At 45.8% G+C, this 17,809-nt stretch carries 17 protein-coding genes and 1 tRNA gene; 6 read left to right on the forward strand and 12 right to left on the reverse strand.

The window, feature by feature from the left end:
• Nucleotides 1-6 precede the first annotated feature (6 nt).
• Entirely contained in the window at nt 7-1,350 is a 1,344-nt protein-coding gene (locus ACFPMF_RS15975) for a 4Fe-4S dicluster domain-containing protein (RefSeq protein WP_379846895.1), read from the reverse strand.
• Nucleotides 1,351-1,413: 63 nt separating this feature from the next.
• Between ACFPMF_RS15975 and ACFPMF_RS15980 the strand changes: the two genes are divergently transcribed.
• Nucleotides 1,414-1,486, forward strand: a tRNA-Phe gene (locus ACFPMF_RS15980).
• A gap of 178 nt (nt 1,487-1,664) precedes the next feature.
• Here the strand turns inward: ACFPMF_RS15980 and ACFPMF_RS15985 are convergent.
• The 3 genes from ACFPMF_RS15985 to ACFPMF_RS15995 form a co-directional block, all read right to left on the reverse strand.
• Nucleotides 1,665-2,165, reverse strand: a complete 501-nt coding sequence (locus ACFPMF_RS15985) for a hypothetical protein (RefSeq protein WP_379846898.1) — start codon at nt 2,163-2,165, stop codon at nt 1,665-1,667.
• 63 nt (nt 2,166-2,228) lie between these two features.
• A complete protein-coding gene (locus tag ACFPMF_RS15990; protein ID WP_379846900.1) occupies nt 2,229-3,659 on the reverse strand; it encodes a relaxase/mobilization nuclease domain-containing protein in 1,431 nt (476 codons plus the stop codon).
• Nucleotides 3,649-4,023 carry a plasmid mobilization protein gene (locus ACFPMF_RS15995; protein WP_379846903.1) on the reverse strand — a complete coding sequence of 125 codons (375 nt, stop codon included), beginning with the start codon at nt 4,021-4,023 and terminating at the stop codon, nt 3,649-3,651. Before ACFPMF_RS15995 ends, ACFPMF_RS15990 begins: the two co-directional genes overlap by 11 nt.
• A gap of 266 nt (nt 4,024-4,289) precedes the next feature.
• Here ACFPMF_RS15995 and ACFPMF_RS16000 point away from each other — a divergent pair, with 266 nt between their 5' ends.
• Complete coding sequence (locus ACFPMF_RS16000) at nt 4,290-6,110, forward strand: type IV secretory system conjugative DNA transfer family protein (RefSeq protein WP_379846906.1); 1,821 nt, start codon at nt 4,290-4,292, stop codon at nt 6,108-6,110.
• Nucleotides 6,111-6,265: 155 nt separating this feature from the next.
• On the opposite strand, the gene ACFPMF_RS16005 is transcribed toward ACFPMF_RS16000, so the two are convergent.
• Nucleotides 6,266-7,030, reverse strand: a complete 765-nt coding sequence (locus ACFPMF_RS16005) for an MGMT family protein (RefSeq protein WP_379846908.1) — start codon at nt 7,028-7,030, stop codon at nt 6,266-6,268.
• Nucleotides 7,031-7,041: 11 nt separating this feature from the next.
• Nucleotides 7,042-8,040 carry a hypothetical protein gene (locus tag ACFPMF_RS16010; protein ID WP_379846911.1) on the reverse strand — a complete coding sequence of 333 codons (999 nt, stop codon included), beginning with the start codon at nt 8,038-8,040 and terminating at the stop codon, nt 7,042-7,044.
• Between the two features lie 301 nt (nt 8,041-8,341).
• Here ACFPMF_RS16010 and ACFPMF_RS16015 point away from each other — a divergent pair, with 301 nt between their 5' ends.
• Nucleotides 8,342-9,292 carry a hypothetical protein gene (locus ACFPMF_RS16015; protein ID WP_379846913.1) on the forward strand — a complete coding sequence of 317 codons (951 nt, stop codon included), beginning with the start codon at nt 8,342-8,344 and terminating at the stop codon, nt 9,290-9,292.
• Here the strand turns inward: ACFPMF_RS16015 and ACFPMF_RS16020 are convergent.
• The gene (locus ACFPMF_RS16020) at nt 9,273-9,698 is read right to left on the reverse strand and encodes a glycine-rich domain-containing protein (RefSeq protein WP_379846916.1); all 426 of its coding nucleotides are present in this window, start codon (nt 9,696-9,698) and stop codon (nt 9,273-9,275) included. The two genes, ACFPMF_RS16015 and ACFPMF_RS16020, sit on opposite strands and share 20 nt — an antisense overlap.
• A gap of 278 nt (nt 9,699-9,976) precedes the next feature.
• Here ACFPMF_RS16020 and mobF point away from each other — a divergent pair, with 278 nt between their 5' ends.
• The 3 genes from mobF to ACFPMF_RS16035 all read left to right on the forward strand — a co-directional run bounded on the left by mobF (nt 9,977) and on the right by ACFPMF_RS16035 (nt 14,321).
• Nucleotides 9,977-12,727, forward strand: a complete 2,751-nt coding sequence (mobF, locus tag ACFPMF_RS16025; RefSeq protein WP_379846919.1) for a MobF family relaxase — start codon at nt 9,977-9,979, stop codon at nt 12,725-12,727.
• Complete coding sequence (locus tag ACFPMF_RS16030) at nt 12,705-13,103, forward strand: hypothetical protein (RefSeq protein ID WP_379846921.1); 399 nt, start codon at nt 12,705-12,707, stop codon at nt 13,101-13,103. The genes mobF and ACFPMF_RS16030 overlap by 23 nt, the downstream gene beginning before the upstream one ends.
• A 114-nt stretch (nt 13,104-13,217) precedes the next feature.
• Entirely contained in the window at nt 13,218-14,321 is a 1,104-nt protein-coding gene (locus tag ACFPMF_RS16035; RefSeq protein WP_379846923.1) for a Fic family protein, read from the forward strand.
• 171 nt (nt 14,322-14,492) lie between these two features.
• Here the strand turns inward: ACFPMF_RS16035 and ACFPMF_RS16040 are convergent, their stop codons facing one another.
• The 5 genes from ACFPMF_RS16040 to ACFPMF_RS16060 all read right to left on the reverse strand — a co-directional run bounded on the left by ACFPMF_RS16040 (nt 14,493) and on the right by ACFPMF_RS16060 (nt 17,731).
• The gene (locus ACFPMF_RS16040; protein WP_379846926.1) at nt 14,493-14,699 is read right to left on the reverse strand and encodes a hypothetical protein; all 207 of its coding nucleotides are present in this window, start codon (nt 14,697-14,699) and stop codon (nt 14,493-14,495) included.
• Between the two features lie 226 nt (nt 14,700-14,925).
• Nucleotides 14,926-15,855, reverse strand: coding sequence for an ArdC family protein (locus tag ACFPMF_RS16045; RefSeq protein WP_379846929.1), 930 nt, complete (start codon nt 15,853-15,855; stop codon nt 14,926-14,928).
• A gap of 203 nt (nt 15,856-16,058) precedes the next feature.
• A complete protein-coding gene (locus tag ACFPMF_RS16050; RefSeq protein WP_379846932.1) occupies nt 16,059-16,532 on the reverse strand; it encodes a JAB domain-containing protein in 474 nt (157 codons plus the stop codon).
• A gap of 12 nt (nt 16,533-16,544) precedes the next feature.
• Entirely contained in the window at nt 16,545-17,459 is a 915-nt protein-coding gene (locus ACFPMF_RS16055; RefSeq protein ID WP_379846934.1) for a toprim domain-containing protein, read from the reverse strand.
• Between the two features lie 80 nt (nt 17,460-17,539).
• Entirely contained in the window at nt 17,540-17,731 is a 192-nt protein-coding gene (locus ACFPMF_RS16060; RefSeq protein WP_379846937.1) for a helix-turn-helix domain-containing protein, read from the reverse strand.
• Between the last annotated feature and the right edge of the window lie 78 nt (nt 17,732-17,809).

A 17,809-nucleotide genomic window follows, 5' to 3' on the forward strand; every position in this document is an offset into this window, starting at 1 on the left:
GCCTGCTTACGAATTCACCTGATCCGCCCAGTTAAACCGGTCGCCGGGCGAGAACTTCCAGGGAGCCATGTTATTTTCGACGTTGCTGAACATGGCGTTCCACGAAGCGGGCGCCTGGGCTTCTTCCATGATTTTGTAGCGCCGGAGTTGCAGAATGATGGCCAGCGGGTTGATATTAACGGGGCATTCCTGCACGCAAGCCTGGCAGGTGGTGCAGGCGTTGATTTCTTCGGCCGTGATGTAATCGCCCAGCAGCGTTTTGCCGTCGTCGTAGGTCGGCCCGTTTTGCTGCCAGCCGCGCTGCACGTCTTCCAGCCGGTCGCGGGTGTCCATCATGATTTTGCGCGGAGATAGTTTTTTACCGGTGATATTGGCCGGACAAGCCGCCGTACAACGGCCACACTCGGTGCAACTGTAGGCATCCATCAGGTTTTTCCACGACAAATCCCGCACGTCTTTAGCGCCAAACCGCCCCGGTTCGGCCGGAGTTTCGTTCGGATCCGCCTGCGCAATCCCGAGTGCCAGCTGTACTTCTTTCGTAATGTCCGGCATGTTCTTCATTTCGCCCTTGGGTTTCAGGTCGGAGAAGTAGGTGTTCGGGAAAGCCAGCACAATGTGCAGGTGTTTCGAATAGGTCAGGTAAACTGCAAAAAACAGAATGCCCAGGATGTGGAACCACCACGTAATCCGTTCGACCACCACCAGGGCCGTATCGCTCCAAGTGGCAAAAACCGGCATCAGCCCCTGACTGATCAGAAAGGGTTCGACCGGTCCTTTCAGTTCCCCGTAATGCCCCACGGCCCGCTCGCGGAGCACGCTATCCGAGGCATTCCAGGTTAGAAACGCTGTCATCAACAGGATTTCGAAGATCAGAATCAAAGCCGCATCGGTGCGGGGCCAGCGGCTCATTTCGCGGTGTCGTTCCGGTTGAAACCGGGGGACTTTCGTCACAAACCGCCTGATCAGAAAAACCGCACAGACGATCCAGACCCCCAGTGCCAGGATTTCGAAGGTGTTGATCAGGAAGGGATAAACCGGTCCAATAGCCGGGGCAAAAAGCCGGTGGGTCCCGAAAACACCATCGAGCACAATTTCCAGCACCTCAATATTGACAATGATGAACCCGACGTAAATCACGAAGTGCATGATGCCGACGGGCAGGTTGGTCATCATTTTTTTCTGCCCAAAGGCCACGCGAAGCATGATGCTTAGTCGCTCATCCGGATGATCCAGCCGGTTTTCCGGTTTTCCCAATTGAATCGCGCGACGGATGAGTCCAACCCGCCGGAAAAGCACCCATGCCACCGTTGCGAGGGCGGTCACAAATAAAATCTGCTGAAGAATTACCATAGTATTTGGTGTAATAGAAAAAACTGCTACCTTTGCACCCACAAAAACGCCACGCGGCTACCTGGTGATGTAGCTCAGTCGGTAGAGCAAAGGACTGAAAATCCTTGTGTCGGCGGTTCGATTCCGTCCATCACCACCTCAAAATCAGGCAGTTACGACGAAATGTTGTAGCTGCCTTTTTCTTTGGTACAACATAGGTACAACATTTTAATTTTGGGATTTTTAGTACGAACAATTAATGTCAAATAAATTCTAGTGAAATTAATGTCAAAATTGTGGTTACAAGTTATTAGCTCTTAATGCCTGGACATCCTTCACTTACGTCCATGTATTGCAGCCACTGCATCAGTTAAAGAATTAAATATTCCTAAGGTGTGAGTTGGCTGATCAAAACCACCCCGATTTTGATCAAACTCTACTCTATAAGACTGCCCATTCTTGGACACTCTATAATAACGCATGGTACTGTCAGCTACGAATACTTCTCCGTTGTCTTCCCAAGCTTGGATAGAGATAAAATCTGCATCTTGAATTTCTCGGCCAACCTCCGTTTTAGCCCTGTCATTCCCCGAATATTGTTTTATCCTCTCCATTAATTCCTCCACATTCTTGATTAGGCCACGATAATATTCTTTATTTTCACCGAATAGCCTTCCATCTGAAATAATATATAGATTCTCCTGATAGGATAACTCTAATTTAGTATAGGATCCATCATTCAAATATCTATATACAGGATATGGCATGTGATTCATTGGCTGAAAACCCAATTTTATTAGAGCTATGTCAGTTAGTGGATGCTGATATGGGTTCATATTGCTGTTTAAATTTGTTCTTTAACTGTGCGTAGTTACGTTTTTTATAATTCAACGACAAACCTACCAGGATCGTCTTCTTTTCTTTTGTCGGCTTCGTTCACGGATTTCCTTCTGCTCCAGTACCATTTTCTGCATCAGCTTTTCTTCGTCAGTAAGTTCTGCGGCCAATTCCTGATTATCAAAAAACTGTTGCGCGACGGTTTGATGTCTCTCTTTTTCATCCGTTAGAACTGATTGGGTAAACATGCCCTCTTCCGATTTGATAAAGTTTCTAAGCGTTTCCTGATGCAGTTTGTTTATCGGTTCCTCACCCGGCTGGATTAATTCTTTCTCATTCGCCATAAACTGGGCTGCGAATTTTAGACGGCGCTTCTTACTGTCATTCCTTTCCGGTTTGGTATGGATGTACTGTTTTGAGGCTATGTCGTTATCAAACTGGTTTTGCCGTTCTGCATCAGCGATAACCTTTTTATTTTGCTCAGTCAGTTCATCACTGTTGAGCATGTACGCTTCTGCCAGGTTCTTTTTCTTTTCAGGGCTGTTTTCTAGTTCGGCCTTCTCGGTCATTTCCTGCCCTGATTGAATGAAAGCATCCGCCAACTTTTTCATTTTCTTTTGGCTTTCGACTTCCGGGCTTTCTACTGTGGTTTCCAATTTATTGGTCCAGAATACCGATGCAGTACGGAGGGCTTTATCTTGATCCGTATCTCTTTGCTGTTCGGCTTTGCTGGAATCACTACTGCCATCCTGCTTCTGCCGCATGATTTCGATGGCTTCTTTTTCAGGCATCAGTTTTTCATTTCGGAGCCGGGCGCGGACCTCCTTAATGCGAATGCCTTTTAACTGACGAACCAGATCAAAGGAGCGGCCATTTTCATCCACTACCATAAATGGATGGCGCGGTACTCCTTCAGCCAGTAAATAGCCGTTGGCATGAACGGCGCGAATGAAGTCCTGGCCGGTTTCGGCCTCATGCCACAAATTGGTCAGTGTTTCCTTGAGTTCGGGACGGTGCTTATTTCGGTGGGGTGTTTGCTGATGTTCAAAGACGCGCTCCATTTCTTTCCGGGCGCGATCCTGGGCCAACCGGCTGAACCGGTTGGAAATGACTGTACCGGTCTGGTGGTCGTAGCGTTCCCAGACCACATGCGCATGCGTCCGGCCCTTCTTCTGGTGCAGGACGATAATGCGTCGCTGCTCTTGCAGCCCTAACTCCTGGCCTAAAATATCCGCAGCCTTCATCCAGTCTTGATCAGACATGCTCCGGTCTTCGCGGTAGGCCGGATTAATCTGGGCATGATAAAGGCCCTTACTGGTCCTGGTCAATTCACTGGTCAGCGACATGCTTTGCAGGGTCTGATGCAGATAGGCATCCGTTGCCTGACGCCGACCGGCCACGTCCAGAATCTGTACCCGTTCATTGGCTTCGCCCGAAACCAGATACTGCGCGAGTTGCTTGCCGTTGCCCCGGATGTTGCCCCTAATGACCATGCTCCAGCAGTGTCAAAACTTGGCCGGTCAATCCGTCCAATTTGTCAAGAGAACGGGTAATGTCTTCGGAGTTTACGTCGGCCAGTTGACCACTCAACCGAAAGTAATTCAGGGCATGGGCGATCTGGTTGACGTTGCTGCCAATCTTGCCCAGCTCTGCCATCAGGTTGAGCAGGACCGCCCGGTCGGGGGTTGGAACCTGGCGCAAGGGTGTACTGGCCATCGTCTTCAGACGCATGTAATCGCTGGGCGTATAACCAGCATCGGCAGCTAATTGCCAGATCTGGCGTTTCTCAGCGGCTGTTACCCGAACGCGAATGGTCACATTGCGTTTGGCATCCGTTTCCTTTTGCGGTCGGGCCATGCTTGCGGATATTTTACAGGAGGGTTAAGGGAGGAAATTTCCACCCTTACAAGCAAGGTTTGTAATTACGAAACAGCAGTTTCTGTAGCTACAAACCACGTCTTGCAACTTCTCCCCGAATATACAAAAACCTCCTGATTGACAGCAAATGTTGCCTTTTATTTTTTGGGCCAATTATCAGGCAAATACGGGAAAATTCCGGTTGGAATTCCCCGACGCTTTTTCTTTATTGGGTTCAAATCTGTACTTGAATTATCCTAACGTGTATGAACCCCGAATACGAAGAAGAGCTGCAAGAAAGCAGCCCGGTCAGGAATTGGTTTGGCGTTACTTCCCAGGAAATTGATTACCTCTTCCGGTTCAAATCGAACTCAGCTGCATTCAATAAATTTATCCTGATCCTGGTCGGGATATTCCTCACACCCATTACGTTGGCGGGAGCGTTGATCGGGTACGCTCGGGCTTACAACCGGTTTATGAGGCCATTAGAAGAATATCCCTTACTCTATCCTCTACGGCCAATTGTCCGGTTCGCCATGTTCGTCGGTGCAGCCCTAATTTGGGTGGCGTTATTTCTCGTCCTCGTCAGCCTGTTTCAATTTGCCGCCCTGATGGGGATGACCGGCCCGTTCTTTCTGGGATACGTCGCTTTCAACCTTCTTTTTACAGCAATTGTCTTTGGTGTCTTTCGACGTTGGCAGATTGGTATCAACAACATGTTGGTGGAAGGCGACCGATTTGGTTCGGCCCGTTTTGCTCGAGCGGACGAACTCGAACCCTACCGGCACGGTCAAGGCTTGTACATTGGTGGAGGCTATGTCTTTAAGGATAAGGGCCACATCCTGACGGTAGCCGGTACACGGGGCGGAAAAGGTACCAACCTGATTATTCCTAATCTTTTGGGGTTGGGCGGCTATACCGGCTCTTGGGTCGTGATCGATCCCAAGGGCGAGAATGCCGCGATTACCGCAAGGTATCAGCGCGAGAGTGGCCGACGGGTAGTCATTCTCAATCCCTGGGATTTACTGGCCGACAATGTTGGCGAAGCGGAATCCTACAATCCATTAGATATTCTGGCCGATACCAGCAGCATCCATTTAGTCGATGACGCGCACATGATCGCGGAAATGCTCGTACCCGTCGAGCGAGGTGATAAGAACAAGTTCTTCACCGATACGGCGCGTTCGATTGTAACGGGCCTGATCATGCAGATCGCTACGACGCAGGAAGGTGACGACCGAACACTGACAACCCTTTGGAGGTGGGCACGGCTGGCCGGAGATGATTGGGATGAATTGATCGCCCGCATGCGACTCAATTCCGATCCGGTCAATGGCGAGATTGTCCGGAATGCTGGTAATGAAATCGTCAAGCTAATGGAAGCCGGAGAAGAAACATTTGGCAGCATTCTTTCTTCAGTGTTGCAGGCAACGGATTTTTTGAAGTCTCCTTCCCTACAAAAATCCTTGCGTTCCGGTTATGATCCGACGACGTTATCCGACGGTGACACGGCGCTTTATATCATCATTCCGGCTGACAAATTGCAAAGCCACGCACGCTGGCTGCGGCTGATAGCTACGACGACGTTACGGGCTGTGGTCAGAAAGCCCAATAAGCGTGTAACATTTTTATTGGACGAATTTGCCGCTCTGGGATATTTGCCTGAAATTGAGACAGCTTTAAGTACCTATGCTGGATTTGAAATCACGGTTTGGCCGATCCTGCAATCGTTGATTCAATTGCAGGGATTGTACGGAGAGAACTGGGAAACCTTTACGGCGAATACAGCGATTAGGCAGTTTTTCACCATCAGCGACAATTTTACAGCGAACTATGTGAGTGCCGCTATTGGCCAAACATCCTATGTTATTACCTCTCATGGTTTATTTGGAGGTATCAATAATGCTAATGCTAATCAAAGGCCGCTTGTGACGCCAGATGAAGTAAGGCGCGGATCTGCAGACCACATTTTCGCCTTTCTTGGCAGCAATCCACCTACAGCGTTTACGAAGCGACCTTATTATCAAATGGATGAATTACTAAATAGAGATGACAGAAACCCTTATTATACAGTATATACGTATTAGCTGATATTTATTGATTTATGAATAATCTATATAATACCTTATGGCTCCTTAGCCTAATTTTGACGCATTTGCAGAGGTTACTTTACAGACTACTATACGCATCGCTAAAAAGGAGTCGAAAGTTCGACTCCTTTTTAAAAACTGTTGCACTTGAGTTAATTAAGAAACAGAGCGTCATTCCACAGGTGATGTTCCAGTGCAACGAACCACTCAGATTCGTTAAATAGACTTATAGACTCTTTCAACATCACTTTCTCATCCATTAAAAGATTTTTTTGATCAGGAATGTATTTATGAATGAGATTTCCTTCTGAATCTACAATTCGATGCACTGGAAGATCGAATCCAGCTTTAGTAATATAATTTGGAATTGCCCGAAGATAACTTTCTGCAACGCCCATACCACGAGTAATTTCTTTATATGTCACGACTTTACCTGCTGGTATCTGTGATACAAAGTGCTTAAATCTGTCAAATGGCAAATCTGAAAGTGGATAAAAAACATGAGGGTATATTGATACAGTCATGTCGTCACGTATTATTCCTCCTTCAACAACTACGCCTAATATCCCTCTTTTTCCCATGATTTCAGAAGGCTTTACGTACTGACTAATTCTTTTACAAGGCTCACAATTGAATGTTAGCCTAATTTTTGCTCTTCCAATTTGTAATAAACTACCAGGCTTGAAAACACTAGTATCTATATTATCTATTACTATGTTTTCACGTAATCCACCTAGAGGAATATTAAAATGTTCTAAATCTTCGTTGCGCACGATAAGGATTTGTCTTGGACTCATATTATCTGCATTCACGTCACCTTGAATACCATACCCTCTTATAAGCTCCATTTGTCCAACTTTGGTCATCGGCTGTCCATGCTTTTCTTTTAAAAAAAGAGATTTGATTTGAGCTTCCATATTTAATAAAATTAAGAGTGGTTGTCAGAAAACTGTTGATACACTTTTGCTAATCCATTAAAAATATCAATCAATGGATTAGCAACAATAGCAGATCCGGACTTAAATGATAAGCAGCAATTTTCGCAGTAGTGAGTATTATGCGGATTAACTGCATTGTCAAATTGATCAAAATGGCTATGATTACATACCGGGCAGTAGCAAGAATGAATAAAGCCCTTTAAATAATCTAAACCATTTTGAGCCATAAGGTGACGTACCATTTCTGGATTAAGGTATAAGCCATCAATTTTCACTTTACCAAAGGTTTCGTCCGCCTCTGGCTCAATTGAATAACTGTGGCGAAAACCATGGAAATGGATACCTCCTTCCTCAGGCTTAGAAGCAGTCCACAATATTGCAGGATTTGATCCCCAAATCTGGACCCCGCCTTTGAATCTCTCTTGCCGGGCATTCATCGTACGTTCAACTGGATCAATAACGATTCGATCTTGTAAGACATCACCACATAACTCTTTTAAAAGCATGATTGGATTACTAATAACTGGTTCGTCTGAGGTAAAAGTGTGGTTACAATATTCGCATTCATGAATCTCATGAGGATGAACAGCGTACCAATCTTTATCAGAATGAATTTTACCACAGTTGGGGCAGTGCAAATATTTTAATCTTTGTTTAAATATTGTGCTAATGTTGTAGTTAGATGCATCCAAACCATTAATTTCGAAATAAAGCTCTAATCCATTTTGAGACGTATATGGCACTTGGACTACATCATAAGTTTCATCTATTTCCTTTTTGCCACCTACTTCACGCCTAGCATGTACGTGTACTCCGTCTTCTTTAATACCTCCATGGGTATCGTATACAGGATTTAACGCTCCCCAAATAGCTATACCTCCCTTATACTCTGAAGGATTAATAATTAATTTCTTAAATTCCGATTTGTCACGGATGTGCGCATGGTCAATGTCATGGGACTGCAATGCATGATCAAAAAGATTTTTCATGGTTTTGAAGATTTATTTTGCTTGAAACTTCACCAAACACAAGAAAACCGGGGCAACCGGAAAGTAGAGCGATCCAGTAGATTATTAAAGAAGGTTACATATATGAGATTCTTCTTTTTTTGCTAAGCTATAAAATTACCAGGCTAAATCTTCAAAATATTTATAGTTAATTAGTTGATATACAGCACATTGTAATTTAGCCTAAGAATTTACATTATTTATTCATTAAATTTTTTTTAGATTTTTTTTAGTAAATGCTACATTTAAAAAAAATAAACTTTTTAAATAGTTTAGAAACTTTATGGGAAAGAAAAAGGCAGGAAACAAGAGTTTGACTAGCAAAAGTCATAATATGAATGATACAGATTTATTAGAGCTAATCCAGTGGTGGGACGTCATTAGATATGACTGGGGTATAACTCGCGAAATGCTAGGAGAGTATTTAAATAAAAAGAAAGCAATTAACTCAAGATATGGAGGCTATAGTGCATCCGAGATCCTTTATACAATAAAAGGTGCAAGGGAGGCTAAAGTAAATAAATTTAAGAGGCTATTAGGAGATATTTTTCATTATGATTTCAAAAATGGGTCGCCAGTTATTGGTCGTGAGGATGACCATAATAATGTTCGAGACTCAATGACATCTATTAGAAAAAGTAATATACCTATGTTTACTATAGACTTAGACTTACAAATAGCTGAAAGTTTTTCGGGTCTTTATTACTGCTTTGCATGTAATAGGGATCAAGAAAAGATTTTGCCTTTCTTATTTTATATAAGAAAAGATGGCTCTGTTGAACTAGCAGGGAAGGGCCAATATTATAAAAAAGGTTATATTGTGGCTATAGATCTGAACGTATATTTTTTCTTAGACTCCGCACGCAATCATAGTCCTGAACTTTATATCACTAGTATTTCAAAGAGGTTTAAAGATAATTATAAGTACGTAAAAGAATTTATAATGTGCGGAGTTTGGAGCGATGGGCGAACACGGCCTGCCCATGGGTCTTGCTTATTAATTAACCAATCAAAAAAAGATGATATCAGAAATTTAATAAAAGATAGTGAATTGTCTAAAACATTAGAAAATCTTCTTAGGAAGAAGCCTGCCTTAAACTCATTATCAAATAATATATTTGAAATAATGGAACAAGAATACGACTCCGAAGAGATATTGAAAGATCTAAAACATAGAGAACTAATGATTAATACACTTGATTTTGATGAATATGTTAATTTCGAACCTCGCTAGTGCAATATTTAGCTTTACAAAATACATTAGTCTTGTAAGGCTCATTATATTCTAATTGCCATAGATATGATGTTTTCTGGAATAGTTCTTTCCATTGTTGTCTTTCATTTCTATTTCTACCAAACCCCCCATTATGGCTTAGTATATTGCCAAAAATATTTATACAATCATTATAGTAGCTAACAGGCGATTCGAGGTGCTGGTGCCAGTAGTAATCAATATCTACAGTGGGGATAAATTTTTGATTAGGATATTTTTTGATTAAAAATAAAAACTTTTTGTAGCGATTTAAAGCAACCACTCTCCTTAATTTATCATCTTGCCAAAAGAGTAAGCGCTTAATTGGGCGTTCTTGAAAATTTATAGAAAGCTGAATTTGTCTGGTCGCTTCTACACTAGTATTCATAGTCTTACCTCGTAAAGTGAATAATCGATCTTAGATACTATAAAGGTATAAAATATTGAAACTTAATTGTCAAATCTTTTTTTAACTTAGATAACTATTTACAGGTAGACAAACTTGATAATAGTATGGACTACGTTTCGGGAAGATGTCTGACAGGTTTTATAACAGTCTGTCTTTCAACATATTACTTTCCTTTGCCAATTTATTGCTTATCTACTCTCCTTAACAATTCGACTATTTGACCAGGCTGATCCGGTTTGTCCTGTATAAAATCATGCATGATCCGCATGATCCAAAGCAGTTCCGCCGGTCAAGCCAGAGAGTATTTCAACTCCTCTTTGCGTCGTTCCGACTATTATCTAAACGGCCAAGAACAATCGGGCCAATTATGCGGTCGGATTGCAGCCCGTATAGGAATCGCAGGCTCTATTACAAAGAATACGTTTAACGCTCTTTGTGAGCATATCAATCCCATTACAGGCAAGGCCCTCACCCCTCGTAAGAAAGATAATCGTACAGTCGGCTATGACATCAATTTCCATTGCCCCAAGTCGGTTTCCATTCTCCACGCTCTGACCGACGACAATCATATTTTAAATGCATTTCAGGCCAGCGTTCAGGAAACCATGCTGGATATTGAAGCGGACGCCCAAACCCGCGTTCGTAAAAATGGCCAGGATGAAGACCGGCCAACGGGTGAACTTATCTGGGCCGATTTTATCCACCAGACCGCAAGACCTGTTGAAGGTTTGGTGCCTGATCCTCACCTCCATTGTCATTCGTTTGTATTCAACGTGACGTGGGATACCGTTGAACAGCAATTCAAGGCGGGGCAATTCCGGTCGATCAAACAGGACATGCCCTATTATCAGGCGCGGTTTCATAAGCGGCTGGCCGACAAACTGGTTGAACTAGGCTATCGCATCCGACGCACGGACAAAGCCTTTGAAATTGCCGGTGTACCCGAGCACATCATTGAACTGTTTTCCAAACGCACTAACGAAATCGGCCAGATTGCCAAAGAACTCGGCATTACGGAACAGGCCAAATTAGATCAATTGGGAGCCCGAACCCGTGCCAAGAAGCAAAAGGGTTTGACCATGAGCCAACTGAAGGCGGAGTGGCGCAAGCAGATATTCGCATTGGGGATACGAGATCAAGGTGAAGGCAATCAGCCGATCCGTTTTGCTCCTGTCAAACCTACTCCTACTCCCTCCCCCAAGCAGTGTGTCGATCATGCCTTGGCGATGCGATTTGAACGGGTGTCCGTCATGCAAGATCGGCGGATTTTGGAAGTCGCTTATCGACAAGGCTTGGGTCATCTAACGCTGACCGTCGATCAGATTACCGATCGCTTTGCCAGCGACAAGCGCATTATCCGGGTCAAGGATGGAGCCCAAATGCTTTGTACCACCAAAGAAGTGTTGGCAGAAGAGAAATGCATGGTGGCTTTAGCCCAACAAGGTAAAGGCAACATACCTCCGCTATATCGAATGGCTCCCTCTATCGAATTGACCGGCAAACAGGCGGAAGCGGTCCAGCATGTGCTGACCACCGCTAACCGTGTGTCGATCATTCGTGGGAAAGCCGGAACCGGCAAAACTACCCTGATGAAAGAAGCTATTCGGCTGATCGAGCAAACAGGATGTAAAGTTACGGTCGTGGCACCGACCGCTCAGGCTGCACGGGGTGTATTACGAGAGGAAGGCTTTAGCGAGGCCGAAACGGTTGCCAAATTGTTATCCTCTACGGAACTGCAAGCGGGTTTGACCCATGGTGTTCTGTGGGTCGATGAAGCAGGACTTTTGAATACCAAAGACATGACCACCCTGCTCCAACTGGTTACCCACAAAAACGCACGGCTGATTTTAAGCGGGGATACCAGGCAACACGCCAGCGTGGTTCGTGGCGATGCCTTACGCATTCTGAACACGGTTGCGGGTATCCAATCGTCCGAGGTCAGCCGCATCTACCGGCAGCGAAAGCTGGACTATCGCCAAGCCGTGCAAGCCTTATCCGATAACAAAGTTGGTGAAGCGTTTATGGTATTGGATAACATGGGAGCGATCAAAGCCCTTGATCCGGTCAATGGCTTTGCCGCTTTAGCTAACGATTATTTGACGGCTTTGAAAAAAGGGAAAACTGCGTTGGTGATTTCACCAATGCATCATCAAGGGGAACGTGTTACAACAGCGATCCGGACTACATTGCGAGAGGCTGGACGGATTGCCAGTGGGGAAACAGCCGTGCCGCAACTAGTCAATACCAACCTAACCGTGGCCGAAAAAAGCGATCCTCGCAATTACCGCACGGGGCAACTTATCCAATTCAATCAGAAACTGGGCGGCATTGAACGCGGTTCGCGCTGGTCAGTTCATTCCGTAACCGACGGAACAGTCTACATTCAGGATGCCAGCGGCCAGAAAACTGCTCTGCCCCTGGATAGAATGGATCAGTTTGATGTGTACCGACCAAACGAAATTGCGCTGTCGATAGGCGATAGAATCCGGATCACCCGTAACGGTTATGATGCGAATAAAAAGCGATTGACGAACGGGCAAATGCTGGACGTTGTAGCAGTTGATCGAAACGGGGCTTTGCGCCTACACAATAAGGCAAGCAAAGCCACCTACAGCGTTCCGGCTAATTTTGGTCATATCGCCCACGGCTATTGCCTGACCTCTCATGCCGCCCAAGGCAAGACCGTCGATGAGGTATTTATCGCCCAGCCCGCCAGCACCTTTGTTGCTACCAACCTCAATCAGTTCTATGTATCGGTGTCACGGGCGCGGGATGGGGTGCATATCTATACGGATGATAAAGCTTCTTTGTTGGCCCATGCATCGGAATTAGGAGACCGCCTGTCGGCGTTGGAACTCGTGAAACGCAAAAAGCCAAGCCGTAAAGCGGTGGAACAAGTGATCCGTACCAGCAAGCCGGTGGCGGTGAATGTAAAGAGGGCTTGCGAACCGGTTCAAACGACAATCAAACCGAAGACAAAACCGTATGCACCCCGTCCAGCACTTTAAAGCCAATTTCTCGCCGAATGAGGTGACGGATGCGACCAGCGATATCCGAATGGGTGATGTGGTTGCTAGTACCGAATGGCATGAGTTAGACAGCAATGTGCGAAATCTCTGCTTTGTCTGGGAGGACGGTCGAAGAGCGTTTTTCAATTACGCCTATCTTGTTTCGGTCGATCTGGTACTTAACGACAGTATGAATATGATGCAGCTTTATTTCAGTGGACAGATCGTCACCCTGAAAGGCTATCAGCTAGGATTGCTGTTCGATTTATTGCTGAAACATATCCCCAAAAACATTACAGCCCGCAATCCGCGCTATCATGTCGATGGGCAAATGCAGGATGGCATTGTGACCGAAATTCTGGTCAGGAGTGAATGAAACGAATAGTTGCGGAGATTAGGGTATTTATTCTCCGCATATTTTGCGGAGAATAAGCTTGACAATGCGTAGATAATCGGGTATATTCAACGCATATAATGCGGAGATTAGACCATGTATATCTACCAAAGGCGGAGTTGGCCGCATTTTCATTGGGATCAGGAGAAGCTGGCAAACCCATTGGCCCTCGTACGCCATAAGCAAGGAAGGCTAATCGGGCGGATGGAAGGCTTGGGCTTTTCCCTTCGGTCGGAAGCCATGCTGCAAACCATGACGTTAGAAATCCTTAAATCCAATGAGATAGAGGGCGAAAAGCTGGATCAGGATCAGGTTCGTTCGTCCATTGCCCAACGATTGGGAATTGAGACCTTTGGGCTGGTACCGGTTGATCGCAATATCGAAGGTGTAGTGGATATGCTGCTGGATGCAACCCAGCATTTCGATCAACCATTGACCAAAGACCGGCTGTTTGGCTGGCATGCGGCCTTGTTTCCAACGGGACATAGTAGCATGCACAAAATCACGATTGCCGATTGGCGGGGTAATGAAGCCGGACCGATGCAGGTGGTCTCGGGCCCACTAGGGCGGGAACGGGTCCATTTTCAAGCCCCCGATGCATCAGTTCTCGATTTTGAAATGCAGCAATTCCTGGATTGGTTTAATCGCGATATGAGATACGACCCGGTGATGAAAGCTGCTATTGCCCATTTATGGTTTGTCACGATCCACCCGTTTGATGATGGCAATGGGCGGATCGGCCGGACGATCGCCGATATGCAACTGGCACGGGCGGATGGCAGTGCGCAACGGTTTTACAGTATGTCAGCCCAAATCCGCAAAGAGCGTAATCGGTACTATGAGATGCTGGAAAAAACGCAAAAAGGAGATCTTGATATTACCGAATGGCTGGATTGGTTTTTAAGCTGCCTGGATCGGGCTCTGAGTGCCACCGAAGAGATCCTGGCCGGAGTGTTGAAAAAAGCCCGTTATTGGGAATGGCTTTCTACCAAACCAATCAGCGAACGGCAACGGCTCATGCTCAACAAGCTGCTCGACGGGTTTGACGGAAAATTGACCTCATCCAAATGGGCGAAAATCGCCAAATGTTCGCAGGATACAGCGTTACGAGATATTCAGAAGCTGATTGAACAAGACGTATTGGTCAAGGACGAGTCCGGGGGCCGGAGTACCAGCTATCTGTTGAAAGAGATCGCATAACATCGCTTCCCTTATGAATGGAACTGATGGAAGCTTGACTATTTCTCTGAATCTTCCTTGCAAATCGAACATTGTGTGTTCGATTTGCAAGGAAGAGATTTAATCAGAAGCCGTTATTGTTTCATAAAATGGAAAAAAGCCGGATGGATCCTGACCCATCCGGCTTTCTAATTAGGTAGCCTTCGGCTTATTCTTACGGATTTTGACCGGAATGTCCTGGCCCAGAATTTTTAAAGACAGATTCAACCCGTCTTTATCGCCGTGCTCCCAGGCAACACCCGCTTTGATCCAGTCTGGTTTGTCAGTGCCCTCTTTGGTTCTTAGGAAATAAACCGTGTGGGTCGGTGCTTTAGGATTGGTTTCGGTTTGTGTCATCATCAAATCTCCTTTCTTGTGTTGTTGATGATGGAAGCGGACAAAGCTCAAGAGGCTGTGACAGCTCCCCGCAGTCGTAGATCGTTTTTACATCGTCAAAATGAGGGATAAGCGCCATCACAGACAATTGGGCTAAGCTGACATACTCTATCAACTGACCCAAGAAAGGTGCCGTTGAAGAAGACGCGAAATTGTCCGTGGCCAACGCATGGGTTTATACTTTCAAAACTCAAAGCCGAGGGCTTTGCAACGCATGAATGTATTCAACAGCCTTTTGCGCGTGGGATGCCGCCTGAAAGATGAAGCGTTTATCATTGTTGAGCACCTGGAGCCAGGATTGGATGTAAGCGGCATGATGCGTTTCCGGTTGCGGTTCAAAGCCCAGGTCAGCGGCCAAAAAGCAGGCTCCCAGTTCGGCGACCAGTTCTTCCTTGCTATACCCCTCATCGCCGTAGCGTTTTTTGCCAAAGTCCCGGTTCAACCGTGCCGGGGTTTTCGTCCAGTGGCACATCTCATGCGCTAACACACCGTAGTAGCGCATGGCAGTTTCAAAGCTTTCAAATGGCGGCATTTGAATTCGGTCAGTGGCTTGGATGTAACACGCTTTGGAGCCAGTATAAATATCAGCTTTCGTCTGAGCAAAGAACGTTTCAAGTTTCGGATCACGCTCTTGCTGATGGGCTACCACCGGTTCCGGCGTTTTGTAAAAACCGTCGAATAGGCCTTCAAATTGCGCAGCATTGAAAACGGTGTAGCATTTGAGAAAGGGAATCTGGCTGGATTTGACTTCGCCATTGGCATCTTCCTCTTCCCTGGTGAATTTGTCGGCATAGACAATTTGAGTGCCCTTTTCGCCTTTCCGGACATTGGCTTTCATCTCGGTGGCCTGTTTAAAGGTCATCCAATAGGGTGAGGTAAAGCTTTGTTCGCTGGCGGCATTCCACAGGATTAGTGTATTGATGCCAGTATAGGGAATATCATTCCAGCGCAGCGGACGTATTACCTGACCAGCTAAATGCTCCGAGTTCCACGGCTTGCGCCACGAGAGATTCCCCTGTTCCAAGTCGGCCAGAATCTTGGCCGTAACGCGAGCGTAAATATCCTGCTGAACTTGTCCGGCAGGGGTTGAGGCGGTTTTGCGAGTAATTGGTTTGGTCATGTATCATGCTCCTATGGTTGGGGTTGTAGGGGCTAAAAAACACGGCGGCTTAGCGAGCAAACCAGCGAACGTCGCCCGGCTAGAATTTTGTTGCGCGAGGAAGGCCTTAGGCTGGGGAAAATTGTAGTTGGTGAGCGAGTGGCGTCGGGTACAGGCCCAAAAGCGACCCAACCATTGGCAAAATGAAAACGAACAGGTTACTCTTAGCGCGGCATACAGCCTTCATCGGCAAAGGAGTAGTAATTACGCGGTGTGACGATCAGGTGATCCAGCACGGCAATGTCAAGCAGCTTTCCAGCCTCGGACAGTTTGCGGGTCAGGGCCAAATCCTGATCACTGGGGTGGAGATTACCGGAAGGATGGTTGTGTGCTAAAATAATACCGGAAGCATTGGCTTTGAGGGCCGTTACAAAAATCACTTTGGGATCGACAATACAAGCGGCCATGCCACCCGTGGCAATGTCGGAAACTGCCAGACAATTGTTCTTTCGATCCAACAGGAGGATTTTAAATTGTTCCAGCAGTTCCAGCTTGTTATCATCCCAGGCTTGACGGAGGATTTCGTAAGCAGTAACGGAGCGCGTAATCTGAATCCGATCCTGATACGGTGTTTTGTTGCGATAGCTGATTTCGACTTCGTTGACCGTAAAGAGCGATTGAATGGACAGTTGCGACATAACGATCTCACCTTACAGAATTAAATTCAGCTTGTGCATATGCCAGGCATTGACATCCTTATGCGGGGCATAGACTTTATTCATCGGGGTATGTTTCAAATCAGATTCTGTTTGGAAGAATTCCGTCAACGAGGCTGTTGCCTGTTCTCCGGCTTTATCATTGTCCATCCAGCTATAAGCAATATGATAACCGTAATTCCGAATGTACGGCGTGGCTTGTTTCAAGCAGGCTAACGAATTCAGGATAATGACATCGGCTTTAAATCGCTTACCGTTCAATTGGCTAATCATTGATAGATAATCTATAAAGCCTTCAAACAGATGGATACTGTTTGGTTTCGGTGTTCGTCCTCGAACAAATGTAATGGCTTTAGCACCAAGACATCCCTTAAAAAAAGGGTTTCTCAACTCAAACCCGCCCTCTTCATTGGCAAAGCCGAGCGCATAGAAATTTTTCTTTGTTTGCGTATTGTGAACGCGAAGCTCTTTCAAATACCGATTGGCAATGCTTACTGGAATACCGCGTTTTTCGAGATAATGAATCAAACCAAGATGTTGAATTGGTTTTTTCGTTTTCAGAATCAAAACGGACTCATCTTTTGGAACCTCGTCCGTATTAGCGTAAACTGGGGCAATTTCGTAAGGCGCATCACCCATATTTCTGATCCAGCGTAACGCATCGGATACGGTATATTCTTCACGGGTGGATTTGAGGTAGGCGCAGACAAAATCAACCAGATCACCCCCAATACCTTCCCCGAAATCGTGCCAGCGATTGGTTTGGGTATCGACCTGAAAACTGGCCGTTTTTTCCGCTCTCAGTGGGGATAGATACCATAATTTCGTATTTCGGGTGCGCTGGGGTTGGCGATGCAACTTGCCCAGAATTTCGGACATCGGTATTCTATTCGCATGTTCTATATTCATTGCGATCTCTCAAAGGATGGATGGAATGTGGAGCAAAGGGTCATGAACTGTTCGGCTAAAACAGTTCATGACCCGGTAGGTTACGCCCTAAGACGTTGTTCGAGGAATTTATCTAAATCCGAACGGCGATAGCGAACAGATCGGCCTACTTTGATGGGTTTGAGATCATAGCGTTTGGTACAATCCCAGACGGCTAGGGTACCAGGAGAAACGCGGAGATATTTAGCGGCACTTTTTCGATCCAGTAGCGGCTCGGGAGGTTTATGAGGCATACATTATTCCTTTTTATCGGGAATCTGCACCGGTTTTGATGACAGACCCGACAGCTAAAGCATTTTAGGAGAGCCTGT

Origin of the sequence: Larkinella bovis, from assembly GCF_042655385.1 — a bacterium.
GTDB classification, from domain to species: Bacteria; Bacteroidota; Bacteroidia; order Cytophagales; family Spirosomataceae; genus Larkinella; species Larkinella bovis.